This is a genomic window from Coprococcus sp. TM115-187, assembly GCF_027679115.1.
Taxonomy (GTDB): domain Bacteria; phylum Bacillota; class Clostridia; order Lachnospirales; family Lachnospiraceae; genus Allocoprococcus; species Allocoprococcus comes.
Genome location: NZ_JAQEKS010000006.1, coordinates 101,456 through 123,274 on the forward strand (window position 1 = coordinate 101,456; position 21,819 = coordinate 123,274).

A 21,819-nucleotide genomic window follows, 5' to 3' on the forward strand; every position below is an offset into this window, starting at 1 on the left:
TTGATTATGGGTTAGCAGAAACTAACTTAATAATAAATTTTATCAACAACAAGGAGGTAATTATGGGAAAGGGAACAATTAAGACAAAAGCTATGACAATGGCTGTGGCAATGTCGATGGTAGCCGGGCTCTGCCCGTCGACGGTGTTTGCGGCAAACAGTGAGGATGTAGCGAAGGTTCAGGATGGAACATATACAGGGACTGCAGAGTGTACACCGGATGAATATGGGGATTTTGAAAAATATGATCTTTCTGTAGAGGTAAAGATAGAAAATGGAGTAATCAAATCTATAGGAAATATCAAGGGAAATGGAGCAGAAGATAATAATACTTATATTACGAATGCTGCTAACGGAACGAAAAAGAATCCGAAAGGTGTTGTACAGCAGATTATAGATGCCAATGGAACAGATGGAATCAATGCAGTATCAAGAGCAACATGCTCATCGAATGCAATTGTTGAGGCTGTAAACAATGCATTAGAAGAAGCAACTAAGAAAGAAGAAAATAAAGAAGAAAATACTGTAAAGACAGAGGATCTGCAGGCTGTAATCACAAAAGCAGAAGGTTTAAGTGAAGCCGATTATACAGCTGAATCATGGAAAACAATGCAGGACGCACTGACAGCAGCGAAAGATGCTCTTGAGAAAAAAGAATCCCAGACAGCAGTAGATAGTGCAAAAGATACCTTGAATGCAGAAATTGATGCACTTGTAAAGAAAAAAACACCAGATGTACAGAAAGAAGTCTATGTGTTAATGAACATTCCGTATGCTGACTTCTATAAAGCAGAAGGAGTAACAGGTGCGGATACTGTTTCGTCAGCAACAAAGCAGAAAACCAGAGCTCCACATTTTGCAGCAGGTTCTTATCATGTAAACAGTGACGGTTCTGATATTACAGGTGTGACATTCCCGGTTAAAATCAGTGATGCATCTGTATTAGAAAAATATAGACAGATTACAGATGATAGTAAGGTGGATATTACAACATCAATTAAAGGAAAAGAATCAACAACAACATATGAGGGAAAAGATGCATTGTTTGAAAGCGCAAGCTATTCTTATTATAGTTTAAGCGACACGCCATCTTATTATAAAGAAGCAACGGTAAATGCAGATGGAACATTTAACTTCAGTGAGGTAAAAGGAGAAGCTTCCAAAGTAAAGCCTCTGTCCAATGCTACAACAGAATTTAAAACCTCGTCTAATTATGGTGATTACCAGTTAAATATAGATGGTCTTCCAACAAGTATTAATACAGTATATGGTGTTGTGATTAGTACAAAAGAAGGAAGTAATTACGGTCTTCGTCATGTAGAAAATATCTGGAAGCTTAAGGAGCAGGAGCAGAAGCTCGCATGGAGCACTGGATTTGTAACAGAATCACATGGAAACAAACTTGATTCCAAAGATTATGCTACCATGATGGGACAGACGATTAATAAAGTAACTTACTACACAAATGATGGTATTTATGAAATCCAGATGGACCAGAAAGTAGCGAAGAAATTTGATGGCGAAGTATCAGTGGCAGATATTTCTACCAAATCAGATACAACATCTGTTGTGGTAAGTGGACTTCCAAGTGATTTTGAAGAAGAATACAAAGTTGATGGAATCGATGAAGATGCATATTCTGTGGAAATTAAAACAGAAGGTAAGACTACTACAAGAACAATTAAATTCAAAAAAGCTCTTACAAAAGGTCGATATACCGTTACACTTAGCGATATGAGTGGCACTTATGTACCGATTTCAACTACTTTTAATGCTTATACAGAGACAATGCCGGTGAAATATAATGAAGATAATAAAGAACCAGCAATTGTAAAGAATGACAATGTTAATGAAGAAGAATTTCAGACATATTTAAAAAATATTAATTCTGTTACAGTGAACGGAAAGGAATATGTAGCATCTGGAAAGAAAGCAGTAAAACTGATTAAAGAAGATGGTAAACTTGATCTCGAGCAAAATGTATTTAAAGATGCAAAGGCAGGAGACGCATTTACTGTAACGATTGCAGCAAATGGATATCAAGCATACACATTTACTTATAAAGTAGCAGGAGAGAACAGAGAGTATTCCTATGTTTATGTAGGAATGAACTGGTCAGAATACTGGGCAAATGAAGGTGTGTATGCAGCCGGAAATGCCGAAGCATCTGGTGTTACTGATTCTCGTAATGAATATGATAAAGGCGCTTTTGATACCGTTACAAGAGCAACTGCAAATCATGGCTTACATAGAGGAAGTTTTCAGTGTACGGCAGTGATTAAAGATACAGATGGTAATCAATATAACCTGTCTTACTGGGACAAAAATGGAAAAGCAGTGATGACAGATGGCAGCATTTATACAAGAACTACAAATGCAGAAAAGAAGGCTGTATTTACTGCAGAAGATGGAAGCTCATTTATTCAGGCAGATTACAAAGTGACTGGTATAAAATATGTTCCTGTTAAAGTGAAAACAGCAGATTTAAGTGCATTGAAAGAAAAATATGTGGTTGTAGAAAATGGAGGCACATTGATTGGCGGATTTTCTGAAAACCAGCTTAAATCATATACAGCAATTGCAGATGTAACAGCGAATACGAATGGTCTTAAAACAGCTGAAAAACAAGAAGATGGAAGTTTTGCATTCTCTGAAAGAACAACAGGTTCCTATTCAGGCTTAAAAGACACACAGCTGACAGTGGCATCTGATATCACACCGAATGTCAGAGAGACAAAAGATGTGGGAAGCTTTGGAGAATTTATCCGTGTAGATTTAAATGGAAACTATGGTGGGCTTGGTTCTGCGATGCAGGCTGTTGAATGGACCTATTATGGAGATGATGCAAGCTATACAACACCGGTAAGAAAATTTGGAACAAAATTTGCGGCAGATAACTGGATGCATAAATCTATGGGAATCCAGCTTGGACTGACAGACTCTCTCAGATGCCAGCTTCCGGAGGGAACGGATGGAACAGGTTACTGGAAACTGACAGTCTATGGACTTGGTTATGCAGATTACAGCTATAGTTTCCAGATCGGAACAGAAAATCTTGCGGCACCAAAAACTGCAACCAAAGAAGATATCAAAGCATTACAGGACAAAATTGATAAAGCAAGTGCATTGAAAGAATCTGATTATACAAAGGATAGCTGGGATAAGATGATGAGTGAACTGGAAGAATCGAAAGAACTTCTTGCACAGGAGAATCCGTTACAGTCAGCTGTGAAAGAGCAAACGCTCCATATGACAGAAGCAATTGATGCTCTTGTGAAAGCAGATAAATATGTTCTCATGAACATCCCATACGCAGAATTCTACAAAGCTGAGACAACAAATAATGATATTGCCGTAGATGCATTTACTTCTGCAACAAAGAATAAGACCAGAACAACAGGTCTTGCAGGTGGATCATACCATGAAAACGCGGATGGATCCAAGATTGATGGTATCACTTATGCTGTAAAAGTAGATCCTTCGGTAGATCTTTCAAAATACAAAGAAGTAAAAGACAGCGATTCGGTGGAGATTACAGTTACAAACAGAGGAAAGACAAGTACTACAACTCTGACTGGAAAAGACACATTATTTGAGAATGCATCTTATGCATACTATCCACTTACAGAAGAACCGGCAAACTACAAAGAAGTTTCTGCTGATGAAAATGGAAAGCTTGTATTCGGTGAAGTAAAAGGAAAGGAAGCGGAGGCACTGACAGGTGTCAAAGCAGAATTATTAACCAAGTCTTCTTACGGGGATTATCAATTGAACCTTGATGGACTTCCGGAAGATAAAATTACTGCTTCGAATGTAAATGCAGTTGTAGTAAAGACAACAGACGGAACCGCTTATGGTATGCGTCATCTGGAAAATATCTGGAGGGGTAATGAGCTCGCATGGAGCACCGGATTTACAAGAGAAGTGCATGGTTGCCCGACATCATCTGAACATTATAAAACTATGATGGGTAAGACGATTGACAGCATTGAGTACTATACAACAAATGGCGTGTACACAATGGACATTGCAGATATCTATGTTCCTGTAAAATCAGAAACTACAAAAGTAGAAGTTGCAGATGCAGACATTACAGCAGGCAAAACTACAATCAATGTACAGCTTCCAGATGAATTTGAACCGGAATACAGTGTGGATGGACTGGATGTGTCGGTAGAAGGTAATGTACTGAGTTTTAAAGCAGTGACAGAGAGCAGAGCAGCAGCTTCTGTAAAACCTGGAAAATATACACTTACTATTAAAGATAAGAAGAACAAATATGCAGATGTTGTTACAACATTTACATTGACAACAAAAGATATGCCTGCAGCATATGATGCAGAGAATAAGAAACTTGTAGAGGCAGAAGGATTTGACACAGATGCGCTTAAAGCTTATCTTGGAAATATTACTTCTGTAAATGTAAATGGTAAAGATTATGCAGCAAGTGGAAGAGGCTCCGTAGTTATTATCAATAAGGATGGTACGATCAAGACAGATGCAGATCCGTTTAAAGATGCGGTAGCTGGAACAGAATTCCAGATTACAGTAGCTTCAACAGGTTATACAACTCCTCTTACATTTACTTACAAGATAGCAGAGACTCCGGCACCGGAAGAGGTTGATACAACAGCACTGGAAGCTGCAATTGCAGAAGCTGATAACCTTAAAGAAGCAGACTACACAGCAGAAAGCTGGAGTGTATACCAGGCAGCACTGCAGAGCGCACGTACTGCACTGGAAGCAAAGGAAAGTCAGGATGCAGTTGATCAGGCACTTGCTGCTTTAAATGCAGCAAAAGATGCACTGGTTAAAGCTGAAGAAGAACCGGTTACAATCAATACTGCTTCTCTTGAAAAAGCAATTGCAGATGCAAAAGCGCTTAAAGAAGCAGATTACACAGCAGATAGCTGGAAAGCACTGCAGAGCGCACTTTCAGATGCCCAGAAAGCACTGGAAGCAAAAGAAAGCCAGGAAGCAGTAGATAATGCAACAAACAGCCTGAACAAAGCAATCAAGGCACTTGTAAAGAAAAACAGCTCATCTGTAAAAAAGACAGATGGTACAACAAATAAATCCAAGACAAGCGGAAGTGATTCCGTGAAGACCGGAGATCCGGCAAGCGTATTTGGATGGTTAGGACTTGCAGTTTCTTCACTCGGAGCTGGTATGGGTGGATTTGCTTGGAAACGCAGAAAAAGAAAATAATAAAAAGATATGATTTTTAACAAATCATAGGATCCGGAAAGTCGGCAGACGGCAAGAAAAAGCCAGTTCTGCCGGCTTTTCTTGCTATTTACCGAACGAGAATGTATAATTTTTGGTAAAAGTATGATTTTTTGCATCAGAAGTATAGTTTTTGATAAATTCTTTATCATGTCTTATCTAAAATAAGAAGTAGGAAGATTATCAGGAATGGGGAAAATGGTATGAAATTATTAAAACTTGTGATTGTAGATGACGAACCAATCCTTCTGCAGGGACTGGTTAAGACGTACAACTGGAATGAGATGGGATTTGAAGTTGCCGGTCAGGCACAGAGTGGGGAGCAGGCAATCGAAGTGATCAAAAAAGTGAAGCCCCATGTCGTACTGACGGATATCCGGATGAAACAGGTTTCCGGTCTGATGGTGATGGAAGAGATCCAGAAGACAGAGCTGGATCCGGTTTTTATTGTGCTCAGTGCGTACCGTGATTTTAATTATGCACAGCAGGCGTGTGATCTTGGTGCATATGCATATCTGCTGAAACCAATCGAGGAAGATAAACTGCAGGAGACCATGCAGGGCGCATACCAGACCTGTATGGAGAAACTGGAGAGCGAAGAGCGTTATGAAAGCTGGGAAAATATGGTTCGAAAAGATTCCACCAGTTTTCTCCAGGTTGTTGTACAGAAATATTTACAGAATAAAATTTCCTATGAAAAAATGCAGGAAGTATTTGCAATCTTGAAAGATGTGATCGAAGAGGGCGACCGTTTTATTGCAATGTGTGTGGATCTTGATCTTACATATAAGATTACGGATGCACTGAATTACGAAGCAGCCAGGCTGGAATTGATACAATCTCTGGAAGAAATGTTTTCAGAGCGGTATTTTTTCTGGCATTTTGAAAAGGCAGAAGGCTGTCATGTATTTCTGATCAAGACAAAGGAAAATGCGTCAGTGCGCGAGATTGCGCAGATTCTGGAACAGGTTAAAAGGGAACAGAAAAGTCCGGTTACTGCATCGATTTCCAAACCGTATAAAGGACTGGATGGAATCCGCCGGAGTTACGAAGAGGCGCAGGGACTTTTCGAGCCAATCTGCAGCAGTGCCACAAATGAGAATACTTTTTCCATACCTGTGAAAAAGGAAGAAAAAGCGGCAAAAAGTGATTGTGAAGAGGCAGGACTTACGATCGTCAATGCTGTTCGGAAGAATGCGTTTAAAGAGTTAAAGCAGGCTTTTATTGCGTTGATCTACGCACTTCCACATGAGGAAGAGTTACAGATCCGTTATATACATAAGGTTATGCTGCAAGCGGAGATGATGCTGAACGATACTTACGGAATGACGGAAAAACTGCAGAAACAGTTCCGGAATTATTATTCGAATATGGAGAGTCTGGCAGCAGCACAGGCGGTAGATGTCAGTTATAGGATCCTCGGAGAAGCAATTGAGGAACGGGAAAAATACGCAGAAAGCGGAGAAAATAAATGTGCAAAGGAATATATGACAGTGGCACTTTCTTATATCGGTGAGCATTTGCAGGAGGAAGAACTTTCTATTGTTCAGGTGGCAACGCAGATTTATCTGAATCCGGTATATTTCGGGCGTGTATTTAAAAATACATTTCATATAACCTTTAAAAAGTATCTCTTACAGCAGAGAATGGAGAAAGCAAAGAGGCTGATCCAGGATGGATGTGAGAGTATAGGAACTGTATGTGAGCAGGTGGGAATCAGCAATGCATCCTATTTTTCACATTTATTTAAAGAATATACAGGAAAATTACCGAGTGAATACAAAAAGGATTACGAAGAATGAAGAAATGGGTGATTAAATCCGGAATACAGAGAAAATACCTTCGATATATAATGGGGCTGTTGTTGCTGGCAATTTTGCTGTCAAGCATCGGTGTTTGGATCTATGTAAGGCAGAGTCTGACCACAGAGGTTACAGATAAATATGAATTTTTAAATGAGAAGATGGGGCTGGCTCTGGATACACTGTCAAAAGAGGCGGATGAAGGGACAGCAGAATGTATTACTTACGATCAGGTTCAGGAAAGTCTGAAAAAAGCTTCATTTGCAGATGTGGAAAAGAACTCTCTTCAGAAATATTTTGCCTATATGAATCTGGATCATGTGGCAGAATACTGCTATGTGGATAATAAAAATAATGTTTATGCCAGATCCTACTCGCATATTGATTATGAAGATTTTTCAGACAGCCATCTGGAAGATTACATGGGAGATTCTTATGCGAAAACACAATGGTTCTGGGCGAAGGATACTCTGTTTGGGACGGAGAAAGAAGCATTGTTTATCGGAAGATATGTACACAGCATGGAATACGCCAGCAAACCAGGACTGCTGCTCATCAAGATGAATGACAGCTTTCTGGAAACGATACTTGGAAAGGATCGGAGTATGACAGATGAAGTGCAGATCGGAATTCTGGATAAGAAGGGGAATTTATGTGCTGATTGGTGCCCGAAAGGGACGAAGATTTCGGATGCGGTAAAACAGGAAGTCTATAAGATCAGCGCACAGGAAACGAGTGGTATTCTTGCAAAAAGCCGGAGAGTGAGCGGTGGTGTCTGCTCCATTTACAAAGAAAGCAGCTCTGAAATGACGGTGTTCACAGTCGTTCCGTCGAGTGTAATGACGCAGGGAACGATGAGGGTACTTACGGTGCTGATCGGGATTTATCTGTTTGTGGCAGTGGTAGCGGTTGTGCTCAGTATCTATTTTTCCAAGCGGTTCACCAGTCCGATCCGGGAGATCAGTGAAGAGATGACACAGTTTGACGGAAATGATTTCAGTCGCCTGATTGAACTGAATACCAATACAGAACTGGATCAGATCGGACATTCCTACAATAAGATGCTAAAAAATATTGAGAATCTTCTGGCAGAGATCAAAGAACAGGAAGGGGTGCTCAGACGGACGGAGTTGAACATGCTTCTGGCACAGATCAATCCACATTTCCTTTATAATACGCTGGATACAATTTACATGCTTGCGCGGATAAACGGAGAAGAGACAACCATGAAGATGATTCAGGCACTTTCCAAATATCTGCGTCTGTCACTCAGCAAGGGCAGTGATATCGTGACGGTGGAGGACGAACTGGAAAATGTAAAGAGTTATATGGAAATCCAACAGATCCGGAATGCAAATCTGTTCCGGTATGAGATTGAGTGTAAGGTGGAAGAGAAGAGTACGTGGATGCTGAAGCTGATCTTGCAGCCACTTGTCGAGAACGCGATCAAGCACGGATTCTGCGAAATTTATGAGAATGGTCTGATTCGGATTGAGATTGCGAGGGAGGATAGCCAGCTGAAAATCGAGGTATTCAATAATGGGAAGCCGATTGACCGGGAAATGATGGAGAAGATCAATGCCTTAAACGGGCATCCGATTCTGGAGGCGAAAAAATGCTTCCAGGATAAGGAACACGGATATGGAGTGGTGAATGTACTGACCAGACTGCGGCTGAAATATGGAGAGGATGTGCTGTTTTACTATGAGGCAGAAGAAAATGGAACCCGGTGTACAATCCAAATTCCGGATGACGGAAAGGAGAAACGTGATTTATAGAAAATATTTGCAATCGGTGTTTTGTATCGCACTGGTTCTGACAGTGCTGACCGGATGTGGTAAAAATACGGGGCAGACAAGCCGGAGCACAGAAAAAAAGGAGATTGATATTCCGATCATTCTGACGGTAGATCCGACTTCCGGCAAGAAAACGGAACAGGATGTCGTTGATGCATTTAATGAAGAATATGCCGGTACGTATCATATGCAAGTGGAATGGATCATGGAGACGGAAGAGGAATACCGAAAAAATCTGAAACGGTTAAATGTCACAGACGAGCTTCCGGCTGTGATCTATGATGTGCGCACCCTGCCGTCCTTTTATCAGATGATGGTTGCGGATGGACGGATCGAGAATCTGAGTCCGTATCTGGAAGAGGATGAAGAGTGGAGGAATATGATCGAACCGGCGGTGATGGAAGGCTGTACGGATGAGGATGGCAATATCTATCTTGGACCGATCAGTACGGCGGCATTTGCGTGCGCCGGCATGTTTTGGAATCCGGAGCTTTTTGCGGAAGCAGGGATTGAGAAATTCCCGGAGACATGGGAAGAATTTTGGGACTGCTGTGACCGGCTGCAGGCAAACGGAATCACACCGCTTGGACTTCACACTGAAGGAACCGGCTGGGCGCCGATGCTGATTGCAACAGCAGAGGCAGCACACACGGAAGAAGGCTATGCATTTATGAAAGAGCTTCTCCCAGAAAGCTATTCCAATGATACCGGTCTTGAAATTGCAGAAACCTTGCAGAAATTGTTTCGGTATACAACAGAAGATGCAATTCATGCGGACTACGATGTGGCATACAATAATTTTGTCACAGGAAAGGTGGCAATGATTCCGAACGGATACTGGATGATCGACCAGTTGCCGGAAGAATGGAAAGAAAAGGTAAGATTTTCCGCATTTCCGGGAAATAAACTGATCGCCTCACCGGAAACCTTTGGCTGGGCGGTGGTTTCCACTTACAGCGAGGAGGTCAAAGAAGGAGCGGTTGAATTTTTGAAATTTCGCACGAAATTCAATCTGGAAGAGAAGAAAGAGCTGATGGACAAGAACGGACGCACTGAAATCAGCCAGCTCCTTCAGGATTATGTAAATGCCTACAATAACAATCCGCAGATCGTTCCGAACTATCAGGTGAAATGGAACTCCATCCTTCAGGAAGAGACGATCGGGGAGTGCCTGCCACAGCTTGCCGCCGGGAAAATGACGCTTGCGCAGATGGTGGAGACTGCCGATGAAAGTATCCGGGAGTATGAGAAAGAGAGATGATGGGAGGAGAAGGCTGTTGGTGTCATTTTATCAATAACAAATTTTTTACATTTCGAAAAGTATATTTTTTGTTAAAGGAGGTTTGCGATTTGTTACAGCCTTTGATTGGATTCTTGCTATTATTTAAGCATAGAAAAGAAATCCAGACGAGGAGGAACGGAAATTATGAAAAACAAAAAAAGATGGCTGGCACTGGGGCTGGTAGGAATCATGACACTTGGATGCTTTGCAGGATGTGGAAGCAAGAGCGATGGCAAGAGTGCAGACGGTAAAGGGGACAGCAGCAAAGGATCTGTATATTATCTGAACTTCAAACCGGAGCAGGATGAACAGTGGCAGCAGCTGGCAAAGGATTACACAAAAGAGACAGGTGTAGATGTAACGGTTGTTACAGCAGCTTCCGGAAACTATGAAACCACTCTGATGAGTGAAATGGGAAAGAGCGGAGCACCAACATTATTCCAGGTAAACGGACCTGTAGGACTTGCAAACTGGAAAGATTACTGCTACGACTTATCAGATTCTGATATTTACAAAGAACTCACAAGTGATGATTATGCACTGAAAGACGGAGATTCTGTAGCAGGTATCGGATATGTTATCGAAACATACGGAATTATCACAAATAAGACATTATTAAAAGAAGCAGGATATACACCGGATGACATCAAATCTTTTGCAGATCTGAAAAAAGTAGCAGAAGACATTACAAATAGAACTTCTGAACTTGGATTTTCTGCATTTACTTCAGCAGGTATGGACGGATCTTCTGACTGGAGATTCAAGACACACCTTGCAAACCTTCCGATCTACTTTGAATATCAGGATGAAGGAATTAACACAACAGATGCAATCAAAGGCACATATCTTGACAATTATCGCGATATGTGGGATCTGTACATCAACAACAGCACATGCGATCCAAAGGATCTTGCTGCAAAGACAGGTGACGATGCAAGAAATGAATTCCTGAATAAAAAAGCTGTATTCTATCAGAATGGTACATGGGAATATACACAGCTGATCGATGGCGGTCTGACAGATGATGACATGACCATGCTTCCGATTTACTTTGGTGTAGGCGATGAAGCAAACCAGGGACTCTGCACAGGTACAGAAAATTACTGGTGCGTAAATAAAGACGCAGACGAAGCTGATATTCAGGCTACATTAGATTTTATGGACTGGTGTGTAACTTCAGATGAAGGAACAAAATGTATGGCAGACGATATGGGATTCAACATTCCGTTTAAGAAAGCTCAGGAATCTCAGAATCTCTTTATCAAAGAAGACAAACAGATGACCGAAGACGGAAAGACTCCGGTAGCATGGAACTTCTCAACAATGCCTTCAGAAGAGTGGAAAAATGGTGTTGGATCTGCACTGACAGCTTATGCGGCAGATCAGACAGATGCTAACTGGGATGCAGTAGTAAGTGCATTCGTAGATGGATGGGCATCTGAATACAAGCTTGCAAATGAATAAATAAGTTGCATAAAAAGAACTGACCTAGGGGCAGGCGGCTTGCCTGCCCCTTTTAAGTGAGAGGAGAGCCTGTACGAAGCGGGTTTTCTGGATATGGGAAACTACGTTTTTCCATATAAAAATAAAAAGTGAAATGAGAGCCACCTGGTAGGAAGATCCTTCCGGGCAAAAGGAAAAGAGGAGGATTTCTATGGAAAAGGCACTGAAAAAACATGCACCAATATTTGTTCTCCCAACATTTCTTGCATTTGTGATCGGATTTATCATTCCGTTTGCACAGGGATTTTATCTTTCTTTTTGTAAGTTTACAACAGTAGGAAATGCAACATTTGTTGGAATATCAAATTATACCGCAGCAATCAAGGATACATCCTTTACGAGTTCATTTAAATTTACAGTATTATTTGCGATTGTATCTATCTTACTGATTAACGTACTGGCATTTGGCCTGGCACTGCTTCTGACACAGAAGTTAAAGGGCACCAATATTTTCAGAACTGTTTTCTTTATGCCGAACCTGATCGGTGGAATCGTACTTGGATATATCTGGCAGATTCTGATCAACTGTCTGCTTACGATCATCGGTCAGCCGCTCCTGGCACTGAATTCTTCAGCCGGTTACTGGGGACTTATCATTTTGATGTGCTGGCAGCAGATCGGATATATGATGATCATTTACATCGCAGGTCTTCAGAATGTACCGGATGATCTGATCGAAGCAGCAGAGATTGACGGAGCAGCAAAGTGGGATATCCTCTGGAAGATCAGAGTTCCGATGGTAATGTCTTCCATTACGATCTGCGTCTTCCTGACACTTACCAATTCATTTAAATTGTTTGACCAGAACCTGGCTCTTACAGGTGGAGATCCAAACCATGCAACAGAAATGCTGGCACTGAATATTTACCAGACATTCTACGCACGTGCCGGAATGCAGTGGAAAGGTTATGGACAGGCAAAAGCAGTGATCTTCTGTGCTCTGGTTATCATTATTTCACTGGTACAGCTGAAAGCAACAAGATCTAAGGAGGTGCAGCAGTAATGAAAAAGAAGAAAAGTATTGCAAATACAATATGGATAGTTATATTAACAATTGCGGCACTCGCCTGGATTTATCCGATCATTATGATCCTGATGAACTCTTTAAAAAAAGAATCAGCGATCAGTACAGGAACTGCATTTAAACTTCCGACTGCAGATGCATTTGCAGGAATCGCAAACTATGTAGATGCCGTTGCTTCAAAAGGATTTTTAAGCAGTCTTGGATACAGTACATTTATTACGATTACTTCTGTAGTTGCTATTCTTGTATGTTGCTCCATGTGTGCATGGTATATAACCCGTGTAAATAGTCCGATTTCAAAGATTTTATATTATCTGTTTGTATTTTCCATGGTTGTTCCTTTCCAGATGGTTATGTTCACCTTGTCACAGACAGCAGATACCTTACATCTGAATATGCCATGGAATATCTGGGTGATCTATCTCGGATTTGGCGCAGGTCTTGCGGTATTTATGTTCTGCGGATTTGTAAAATCGATTCCTGTAGAAATCGAAGAAGCTGCCATGATCGACGGATGTAATCCGCTGCAGACTTTCTTTTTGATCGATATCCATATCCTGAAGCCTACTATGATATCCGTAGGTATTCTGGAGGCAATGTGGGTATGGAATGACTACCTGCTTCCAACTCTTGTACTTGATATTAAGAAATATAAAACAATCCCGATGTTGATCCAGTATTTCCGCGGAAGTTACGGAAGAGTTGAAATGGGACCGATGATGGCAAGCATCATGCTTACAGTAATCCCGATCATCATTGTATATCTGGCAGGACAGAAGTACATCATCAAGGGTGTTGCTGCAGGAGCTGTAAAGGGTTAGAAAAATATAGTATAAATTTGGCGGACAGGTGTTGCTTGTCCGCTTTTTTCAGGTTTGACATTTTGATTGAAAAAAGTAATATTTTTACAAAGTGATTGGGGACGAAATGACAGGAAATAAATAGAAAAAGCTTGCAAATTTTGAGAGTTTCCGTTAAGATATTGCGAAAATGGTAGAAAACATTGAGAAAGGAAAAAAGGTATGTTTCAGACAATTATTGGGGCGGTCAGCTCATTTATGTACAGCAAACTTCTGGTGATTATGCTGATCGGAGCAGGTTTATATTTTACAATCCGGACAAGATTTCCACAGGCGCGTTTATTTAAGAGAGCCTGTGAGTCTGTGATGGAGAAGCCGGACGATAAAGAGGCAATCTCATCATTCCAGGCATTGATGGTTTCAACGGCATCGAGAGTAGGAACAGGAAATATTGTCGGGGTGTCATCCGCAATCTGTATTGGGGGATTTGGTTCTGTATTCTGGATGTGGGTGATTGCGATCATCGGAAGTGCGTCAGCACTGATTGAAAGTACGCTGGCACAGATTTATAAGAAAAAGGGAGAGGACGGGAAATGCTATGGTGGTCCGGCTTATTATATCGAGGCGGCACTGCATTGCAGACCACTGGCAATCGTGTTCTGTATTGCCATGATCATGACTTATGCATTTGGATTCAATATGCTGGCATCCTATAATCTGCAGTCTACATTTTCCGGATTTTCTTTTTATGATCCGAAGGTAAGCCCATGGATCATTGGTGGGATTCTGGCAGTTATGACCGGATGGTGTCTGCTTGGCGGCGGAAGCCGTATTGTAAAGGTGACATCGACACTTGTGCCGGTGATGGGACTTGCATATATCGGGATTGCGCTGATTGTGGTTATCATCAATATCCGCAATGTGCCGGAAATGTTCCTACGCATTTTTGAGGAAGCGTTTGATTTCAAGGCAATTTTCGGAGCGTTTGCGGGTTCTGCTATGATGCAGGGAATCCGCCGGGGGCTTTATTCCAACGAAGCCGGAATCGGTTCGGCGCCGAATGCATCCGCTTCTGCAAACGTCAGTCATCCGGTCAAACAGGGACTGGTTCAGATGCTGTCTGTCTTTATCGACACACTTCTTCTTTGCACGGCAACGGCGATGATGTGTATGTCGTCTGGCATTGATCCAACCAGGGAGATGCAGGGGGCACCGTGGGTTCAGGCATCTCTTCAGGAATCCCTGGGAGCCTTTGGCCCGGTATTTATCACGGTGGCTATGGTATTTTTTGCGTTTACAACATTGCTTGGAAATTGTTTCTATTGTGACAATCTTCTGACCTATATCCATAAAAAGGAACCGGGAAAAAAATTTATGCGCGGATTCCGCCTGGTATCGGCATTTGTTGTATTTCTGGGGGCAGGTATGGAAATGTCGCTTTTGTGGGATCTTTCCGATGTACTGATGGGCGTGATGGCACTGATCAATATTCCGGTGATCCTGATTTTGTCCGGGACGGCATTTAAGGCAATCCGGGATTATGAGGATCAGTTGAAGCGGGGAGTTAATCCGGTGTTTAAAAGTGCAGATATTGAGCTGGAGCAGAAGACGGATTTCTGGAATTAGGGAATCTGCGAGAGTAGTTCGGAAAATGATGGAAGGCTGTGAATTGGATTTGACAAAAGTTGTTTTGTGATAATTTGGCGTGAAATCCGGCTTGACAAATTTTGAAGGATACGGTAGTATGACAAAAGAAGAGAAAATTACAGGCTATGAAGAGAACAAGTAGCAGATGACAAGGCTCAGACAGAAAGTAACCGGTTGATGAGAGGTGCACGAAGAGTCAGATGTGAATACATCTTGGAGCTTCACACCGAACGCGCGGAAGCGCAAGTAAGCTGTGACGGAGTGGCGGACGTTATACCTGCTTCGGTAATGTTAGTTACTGACTGAGGCATTCGGTGCGAGCCGGATGTGAATTAAGGTGGTACCACGAGAGAATATACCTCGTCCTTAAAGGCTGATTGGCCGGAGGACGAGGTTTTTTGTCGGAAATTTTTGAAGGGTGGTTTAAGGGGGACGCCATCCTTGAAAAACTTCGAAGAGTTCCGGACAGGGACGCATCCTTCTTCCGGCGGAGAAGATTGGCTGTGAATAAGATAAAAAGATTGGTAAGAGAAAGGAAATTAGGAAAATGGGTATTTATGAAGAGCTGCAGGCCAGAGGATTGATTGCGCAGGTTACGGATGAGCCGTTAATTAGGGATCTGGTGAATAATGGGAAGGCTACGTTTTATATTGGGTTTGATCCGACGGCAGACAGTCTGCATGTTGGACATTTTATGGCACTGTGCCTGATGAAGAGACTGCAGGAGGCTGGTAATAAGCCGATCGCTTTGATCGGGGGCGGTACTGCTATGATCGGGGATCCGTCCGGTAGAACAGATATGCGTCAGATGATGACACCGGAGACAATCCAGCACAACTGTGACTGCTTTAAGAAGCAGATGAGCCGTTTTATTGATTTTTCAGACGGGAAAGCACTGATGGTTAATAATGCGGACTGGCTGATGGATCTGAATTATGTGGAAGTACTTCGTGAAGTCGGAGCACATTTCTCCGTAAATCGTATGCTGACTGCAGAATGCTACAAACAGCGTATGGAAAAGGGACTGAGCTTCCTTGAGTTCAATTACATGATCATGCAGAGCTATGATTTCTATATGTTATACCAGAAATACGGCTGTAATCTTCAGTTTGGTGGAGATGATCAGTGGAGTAACATGCTTGGCGGTACAGAGCTGATCCGTCGTAAGCTTGGCAAGGATGCAAGTGCGATGACAATCACACTGCTTCTGAATTCAGAAGGTAAGAAGATGGGTAAGACACAGTCCGGTGCGGTATGGCTCGATCCGGAAAAGACTTCTCCGTTTGAATTTTACCAGTACTGGAGAAATGTGGCAGATGCAGATGTTCTTAAATGTCTGCGTATGCTGACATTCCTTCCGCTTGAGCAGATTGATGAGATGGACAAATGGGAAGGCGCACAGCTTAACACAGCAAAAGAAATCCTTGCGTTCGAACTGACAAAACTGGTTCACGGCGAAGAAGAAGCTACAAAGGCACAGGAAGGCGCACGTGCACTGTTCAGCTCAGGAAATGCAGCAGATATGCCGACAGCAGAGCTTTCTGATGAAGATTTTGCAGACGGGTCTGTCGATATCCTGACACTGCTTCACAAGAGTGGACTGGTTGCTTCCAAGTCAGAAGCACGCCGTGCCGTACAGCAGGGAGGAGTTGCCGTTGACGGAGAAAAGGTTTCCGATATTGCGACAACATTTACAAAAGCAGACTTTGAAGGTGAAGGAAAAGTTGTAAGAAAAGGAAAGAAGAATTTCCGTAAAGTAATCGCAAAATAAGAGGATAGAAAAATGAGTTTTACAGAAATAGAAGCAGAAGAATTAAAGGATAATCCATTTGACCTGATCGGAAAACAGTGGATGCTGATCACAGCAGGAAATGAAGAAAAATGTAACACCATGACAGCTAGCTGGGGTGGTGTTGGAATTATGTGGGGCAAGCCGACTGCGACAGCTTATATCCGTGATTCCCGTTATACCAAAGAATTTGTGGACAGAGAAGATTATTTTACACTGGCATTCTTTGGAGAAGAGCATAGAGAAGCGTTAAATCTCTGTGGAAGAGTTTCCGGAAGGGACGAAGATAAGATCAAAGAAGCCGGTCTGACACCATATTATGTAGATGGAACAGTTGCGTTTGAAGAAGCAAAAATGATCTTTGTATGCAAGAAGGTTTATGTACAGCGCATGGGAGAAGAAAATTTTGTTGAGAAAGCAAATCTTGACAAATGGTATGCTGACAAAGATATGCATAACATGTATATGGGAGAAATTAAGAAGATTCTTGTGAAAGAGGATTAGGCTATGTGTAGTAGAATACAGAAGCTGACTGTAGTTCTGGCCTCTGCATCACCGCGCAGGACAGAACTGCTGGAACAGGGAAATATAAAGCATGTAGTCATGCCGTCACACTGTGAGGAAGTAATTACATCCCAGGTTCCAAGCCAGGTTGTGGAAGAACTTTCTGCGCAGAAAGCAGAAGATGTCTACCAGCAGTATGAAAAGAAAAATGCAGGGGATTTTCTGGTGATCGGTTCGGATACGGTGGTTGCAGCAGATGGAAAGATTCTCGGAAAGCCAAAGGATAAAGAAGAGGCATATCAGATGATTTCCATGCTTCAGGGAAAAGCGCATCAGGTTTACACCGGTGTTACACTTCTGATAAAGAAGGATGGGAAAAAGATCCGGAAGACATTTCATGAATGCAGTGATGTGCATGTATATCCGATGTGCAAGGAAGAAATCCGGGAATATATTGCAACAGGAGAGCCGATGGACAAAGCAGGAGCCTACGGGATCCAGGGTGCATTTGGCATGTATATCCGTGGGATTGAAGGCGATTATAATACGATCGTGGGTCTTCCTCTTGCGAGAGTTTATCAGGAAATGAAGGAATATATTTATTAAAAAAGAAACTGGGAGAGATGACTTGTTGGAAAAGTCATCTCTCCCGGTTTTTTAGGAAGAAAAAGTTTTATTTCAGATACTGCACACTGTATGGTGGTATTTCGAGCTGGCCGTTCATCTGGATTTCATTTCCGGTGAGCAGATCAGTCATAGTTCCCCCGAGTTCGCCGTTGTGTGCGGTAAATGGTGCATCCGATGCGTTAATTGCAACCAGCATCCGTTCATCATCTGTTTTGCGCTCAAAGATGAGCTGATGATTAGTAAGGACAACATTGCGATAACTTCCATGGCAAAGAGCATTGCTTCCGGTTCTGACATGGATCATTTTTTTGATCTGTTCAGTCAGTGCATTCGGTTTTGGCGCATCGAAGCATGGGCGGAGAGCATAGTCATTGTCCGGAGCTTTTACTCCTTCCACACCCCATTCACTTCCATAATAAATGCAAGGAACACCCGGCATACCAAGAAGAAGACCGTAAGTCAGCGGCAGGTGGTTCTTGTTGGTCAGGATACTTGCAATTCGGGTCACATCGTGGTTGTCAACAAAAGACATCAGATGTTTTCCACGGTAAATGCACCACTGTTCCGGTCCGTACTGACGGTTCAGAGAGTGCGCGATCTCAAACATGTTCATGCTGTTGAAGCTAGAATAAATGCCTTTATAGCATTCATAGTTGGTGCAGCTGTGCAACATTTCGTCATTGACGATCTGATTGTAATCCCCGAAGAGAACCTCTCCGATCAGTGCAAAGTCAGGTTTTAATTCCTGACAGAAACTGCGCAGACGTTTCATGAAATTGCGGTCCAGGCAGTATGCAACATCAAGCCGGAGACCGTCGATGTCAAATTCATCGATCCAACCCTTTACACATTCCAGAAGATAATCTACAACAGCAGGATTGGCAAGATTCAGTTTGACCAGTTCAAAATGTCCTTCCCATCCTTCATACCAGAAACCGTCATTGTAGCAGGAATTACCGTCAAAATTGATGCAGAACCAGTCTTTGTATGGAGAATCCCATTTCTTTTCCAGTACATCTTTAAATGCCCAGAAGCCACGTCCTACGTGATTAAACACACCGTCAAGAACGATTTTTACATTGTGTGCATGGAGATCTTTGCATACTTCTTCGAAATCTTCATTGGTTCCGAGACGGCAGTCGATTTTTTTATAATCCCTGGTGTCATAACCATGATTGTCTGATTCGAAAATTGGATTTAATAATATAGAAGAGATACCTAAGGATTCCAGATAACTGCTCCAGTCCTTTAATTTTAAAATCCGGGATACGGTTTTGCCGTCATTTGCGGTCGGAGCGCCACAGAATCCAATTGGATAGATCTGATAAAAAATTCCTTCATAAGCCCACATATTCTAGTACCTGCCTTTTAGTCAAAATTTGGATAAAAATCCCATATATCTATTGTATCAGATAGAGTCAAATGATGGTATACTATTTAAAGCAAAAGTGGAATTTGTAAAAATGTAATGATATGGTAATGTTTTTGAAAAAAGGAGAAAGGGAAGCTATTTTTTTTGTTGCAATTTATAGTTGCTTTTATTATAATTTATAGTGCGTGAAAAGGTATTTGTGCATAATAATGCACAAATCATGGAGAGAAAAATGTGGCAGTTTATACTAGGAAGTACAGGATTTATTCTGTATTTTATTTATGATATTAACAGTGTTCGTATGAAGAATGCCGTATTACAAAAATTTTTTGCAGTTGGGAGTATTTTCGTTGTAGTATCGCTGATTGCAGAGCTTTATGCAGCATGGGGGAGCTGCCATCGGAAGATCGGAACAATGACCGGATTTGGATTAGGAGGACTCCTTTTCTTTTGTCTGCTCATTTATACGTTGTTTTTTGCGCTTCCCTTTGAAGAAACCTATTGTGAAGAAAATAAACTGCGTGCGGCTTATACGGAAGGTATGTATGGATTGTGCCGCCATCCTGGTGTTTTATGGTTTGCGGGAGCATATCTGTGCATGTGGGGAATGGTCGGTGGATGGAAGCATGGGATTTATTTTTTACTTATGATTTTCTGGAATTATCTGTATATTATTTTTCAGGATCTGTGGACATTCCCACGGACATTTTTTAACTATAAAGAATATCAGCAAAGTACGCCGTTTCTGATACCGAACAGAAAAAGCATACTGGTGTGCCTGCGTACTATCAGAAAAAATGATTGATCTGGAGCGGACAGTCTATGAATTTAAAAGAAAAATTAAAAAAACAACAGTATAATGAAATATGGCAGCAATACTGTGGATTTCTGGATCTGTCGATGGACGGCTACATGAAAATCCAGCGGCGGTTGATGGAAGAACAGATCCAGCTGTGGAGTAACTGTGGACTTGGACAGTCGATTTTGAAAGGAAAACATCCCCGAAATCTGGATGAATTCCGTAAAATGGTACCACTGACGGAGTATGAAGATTATGCAGATATTCTTTTGACCAAGCAGCCTGATATGCTTCCTGGGAATCCGGTGATCTGGATTCAGACAACCTGGGAAGGCGGGAAACATCCGATTAAGGTTGCGCCGTATACAAGAAGTATGCTGGATACCTACCGGAATAATGTGACAGCATGTCTGATTTTATCGACCAGCAGGAAAAAGGGATCTTTTGATGTTGCATCTACGGACAAATTTCTGTATGCGCTGGCACCGCTTCCGTATGCTACCGGACTTTTTCCACTGGCACTCGGGGAAGAAATCGATATCGAGTTCCTTCCGGCAGTAAAAGATGCTGTGAATATGAGTTTCAGCGAACGAAACAAGCTGGGATTTAAAATGGCGATGAAAAAAGATCTGGGATTTTTCTTTGGCCTTGGAAGTGTGGCTTATGCAGTAAGCCTGAGCCTTTCTTCGCTGACCGGTGGCGGTGGTATCCAACTATCAAGTATTCTGAAATGCAGACCGCATATGATTTTCCGCCTGATACAGGCAAAGTACCGCTGCAAAAAGGAGAACCGGAAATTACTTCCAAAGGATTTATTCCATTTAAAAGGGTTCATGGTAGCGGGTACGGATAATCAGTGCTATAAAGATGATCTGGAAGAACTCTGGGGAATCCGGCCGATGGAATTGTTTGCCGGTACGGAACCATCTATAATGGGGACAGAGACCTGGACGAGAAAAGGAATGTATTTCTTCCCGGATACGGCATTTTATGAATTTATCACAGAGAAGGATATGTTGAAAAATCATGAGGATCCGTCTTATATTCCACCGACATATCTGATGGATGAAGTCCGGCCGGGAGAAAAATATGAGCTCGTATTTACAATTTTGAAAGGCGGTGCATTCGCGAGATATCGCTGTGGTGATATGTACCGGTGCGTCGGACTGCAAAACAGGGAAGATGAAACGCAGATCCCCCGTTTTGAATATGTGGACCGGGTACCATGGATCATTGATATTGCAGGATTTACAAGGATTTCAGAAAATGGGATCCGAAATGTGATTCGTCTGTCAAAGCTTCCGATCACAAACTGGGTTGCGGCAAAGGAATATAATGAACAGAAGCGCCCATATCTGCATATGTATGTAGAACTGGAACGGGAATCCTTGCTGAACAGTGCCATGAGCGCCGATATTTTAAAAGAGTTACTGAGTACATATTTCAAATATATTGATCAGGATTACCGTGACTTGAAGAAAATATTGGGAATGGATCCTTTGCAGGTTACAATTTTTACGTGCGGAACATTTGAAACTTATGAAAAACAGACTGGAAAAAAACTGCATCAGATGAATCCTTCTTATTATGATTTGAAGGCGTTGCTGGAAGTGCAGGAATGTTTGAACAAAGTGAGATAAGAGGGAATT

Annotated in this window: 14 protein-coding genes; 13 read left to right on the plus strand and 1 reads right to left on the minus strand. The window is 42.0% G+C overall.

All coding sequences use genetic code 11. The features are described from left to right. Positions 1 to 62 precede the first annotated feature (62 nt). The 11 genes from PGW42_RS06555 to PGW42_RS06605 all read left to right on the plus strand — a co-directional run bounded on the left by PGW42_RS06555 (position 63) and on the right by PGW42_RS06605 (position 17,978). Positions 63 to 5,207 (plus strand): penicillin-binding Tp47 domain C-containing protein, encoded by a 5,145-nt coding sequence (locus PGW42_RS06555; protein WP_270203308.1) that lies wholly within the window; start codon positions 63 to 65, stop codon positions 5,205 to 5,207. 221 nt (positions 5,208 to 5,428) lie between these two features. After that, on the plus strand, positions 5,429 to 7,027 hold the full coding sequence (locus PGW42_RS06560) for a response regulator (RefSeq protein WP_270203309.1): 1,599 nt from the start codon (positions 5,429 to 5,431) through the stop codon (positions 7,025 to 7,027). After that, positions 7,024 to 8,805 (plus strand): sensor histidine kinase, encoded by a 1,782-nt coding sequence (locus PGW42_RS06565; RefSeq protein ID WP_270203310.1) that lies wholly within the window; start codon positions 7,024 to 7,026, stop codon positions 8,803 to 8,805. The genes PGW42_RS06560 and PGW42_RS06565 overlap by 4 nt, the downstream gene beginning before the upstream one ends. Next, positions 8,795 to 10,084 (plus strand): ABC transporter substrate-binding protein, encoded by a 1,290-nt coding sequence (locus tag PGW42_RS06570; protein ID WP_243006427.1) that lies wholly within the window; start codon positions 8,795 to 8,797, stop codon positions 10,082 to 10,084. Before PGW42_RS06565 ends, PGW42_RS06570 begins: the two co-directional genes overlap by 11 nt. 165 nt (positions 10,085 to 10,249) lie before the next feature. Next, positions 10,250 to 11,569, plus strand: coding sequence for an ABC transporter substrate-binding protein (locus tag PGW42_RS06575; protein WP_008373197.1), 1,320 nt, complete (start codon positions 10,250 to 10,252; stop codon positions 11,567 to 11,569). Between the two features lie 190 nt (positions 11,570 to 11,759). Further along, complete coding sequence (locus tag PGW42_RS06580; protein ID WP_117557088.1) at positions 11,760 to 12,611, plus strand: carbohydrate ABC transporter permease; 852 nt, start codon at positions 11,760 to 11,762, stop codon at positions 12,609 to 12,611. Continuing rightward, positions 12,611 to 13,453 carry a carbohydrate ABC transporter permease gene (locus PGW42_RS06585; protein ID WP_022220784.1) on the plus strand — a complete coding sequence of 281 codons (843 nt, stop codon included), beginning with the start codon at positions 12,611 to 12,613 and terminating at the stop codon, positions 13,451 to 13,453. The genes PGW42_RS06580 and PGW42_RS06585 overlap by 1 nt, the downstream gene beginning before the upstream one ends. A 201-nt stretch (positions 13,454 to 13,654) precedes the next feature. Further along, the gene (locus PGW42_RS06590; RefSeq protein WP_117823858.1) at positions 13,655 to 15,058 is read left to right on the plus strand and encodes an alanine/glycine:cation symporter family protein; all 1,404 of its coding nucleotides are present in this window, start codon (positions 13,655 to 13,657) and stop codon (positions 15,056 to 15,058) included. A gap of 568 nt (positions 15,059 to 15,626) precedes the next feature. Beyond that, a complete protein-coding gene (tyrS, locus tag PGW42_RS06595) occupies positions 15,627 to 16,850 on the plus strand; it encodes a tyrosine--tRNA ligase (RefSeq protein ID WP_173825810.1) in 1,224 nt (407 codons plus the stop codon). A 12-nt stretch (positions 16,851 to 16,862) separates the two neighbouring features. Beyond that, on the plus strand, positions 16,863 to 17,372 hold the full coding sequence (locus tag PGW42_RS06600) for a flavin reductase family protein (RefSeq protein ID WP_173825812.1): 510 nt from the start codon (positions 16,863 to 16,865) through the stop codon (positions 17,370 to 17,372). A 3-nt stretch (positions 17,373 to 17,375) separates the two neighbouring features. After that, entirely contained in the window at positions 17,376 to 17,978 is a 603-nt protein-coding gene (locus PGW42_RS06605; RefSeq protein ID WP_117557080.1) for a Maf family protein, read from the plus strand. A gap of 67 nt (positions 17,979 to 18,045) precedes the next feature. Here the strand turns inward: PGW42_RS06605 and PGW42_RS06610 are convergent, their stop codons facing one another. Further along, a complete protein-coding gene (locus PGW42_RS06610) occupies positions 18,046 to 19,350 on the minus strand; it encodes an alpha-amylase family glycosyl hydrolase (protein WP_173825814.1) in 1,305 nt (434 codons plus the stop codon). A 253-nt stretch (positions 19,351 to 19,603) separates the two neighbouring features. Here PGW42_RS06610 and PGW42_RS06615 point away from each other — a divergent pair, with 253 nt between their 5' ends. Both PGW42_RS06615 and PGW42_RS06620 read left to right on the plus strand, forming a co-directional pair. Then, positions 19,604 to 20,176, plus strand: a complete 573-nt coding sequence (locus PGW42_RS06615) for a hypothetical protein (RefSeq protein ID WP_270203311.1) — start codon at positions 19,604 to 19,606, stop codon at positions 20,174 to 20,176. A gap of 17 nt (positions 20,177 to 20,193) precedes the next feature. After that, positions 20,194 to 21,810 (plus strand): GH3 family domain-containing protein, encoded by a 1,617-nt coding sequence (locus PGW42_RS06620; RefSeq protein WP_118198708.1) that lies wholly within the window; start codon positions 20,194 to 20,196, stop codon positions 21,808 to 21,810. Positions 21,811 to 21,819 lie beyond the last annotated feature (9 nt).

Excerpts from the sequence above, each read along its gene's own strand:
- PGW42_RS06555 (WP_270203308.1), top strand. The coding sequence starts at position 63 with ATGGGAAAGGGAACAATTAAGACAAAAGCTATGACAATGGCTGTGGCA.
- PGW42_RS06560 (WP_270203309.1), top strand. The coding sequence starts at position 5,429 with ATGAAATTATTAAAACTTGTGATTGTAGATGACGAACCAATCCTTCTG.
- PGW42_RS06565 (WP_270203310.1), top strand. The coding sequence starts at position 7,024 with ATGAAGAAATGGGTGATTAAATCCGGAATACAGAGAAAATACCTTCGA.
- PGW42_RS06575 (WP_008373197.1), top strand. The coding sequence starts at position 10,250 with ATGAAAAACAAAAAAAGATGGCTGGCACTGGGGCTGGTAGGAATCATG.
- PGW42_RS06580 (WP_117557088.1), top strand. The coding sequence starts at position 11,760 with ATGGAAAAGGCACTGAAAAAACATGCACCAATATTTGTTCTCCCAACA.
- PGW42_RS06585 (WP_022220784.1), top strand. The coding sequence starts at position 12,611 with ATGAAAAAGAAGAAAAGTATTGCAAATACAATATGGATAGTTATATTA.
- PGW42_RS06590 (WP_117823858.1), top strand. The coding sequence starts at position 13,655 with ATGTTTCAGACAATTATTGGGGCGGTCAGCTCATTTATGTACAGCAAA.
- tyrS (WP_173825810.1), top strand. The coding sequence starts at position 15,627 with ATGGGTATTTATGAAGAGCTGCAGGCCAGAGGATTGATTGCGCAGGTT.
- PGW42_RS06600 (WP_173825812.1), top strand. The coding sequence starts at position 16,863 with ATGAGTTTTACAGAAATAGAAGCAGAAGAATTAAAGGATAATCCATTT.
- PGW42_RS06605 (WP_117557080.1), top strand. The coding sequence starts at position 17,376 with ATGTGTAGTAGAATACAGAAGCTGACTGTAGTTCTGGCCTCTGCATCA.
- PGW42_RS06610 (WP_173825814.1), bottom strand. The coding sequence starts at position 19,350 with ATGTGGGCTTATGAAGGAATTTTTTATCAGATCTATCCAATTGGATTC.
- PGW42_RS06615 (WP_270203311.1), top strand. The coding sequence starts at position 19,604 with ATGTGGCAGTTTATACTAGGAAGTACAGGATTTATTCTGTATTTTATT.
- PGW42_RS06620 (WP_118198708.1), top strand. The coding sequence starts at position 20,194 with ATGAATTTAAAAGAAAAATTAAAAAAACAACAGTATAATGAAATATGG.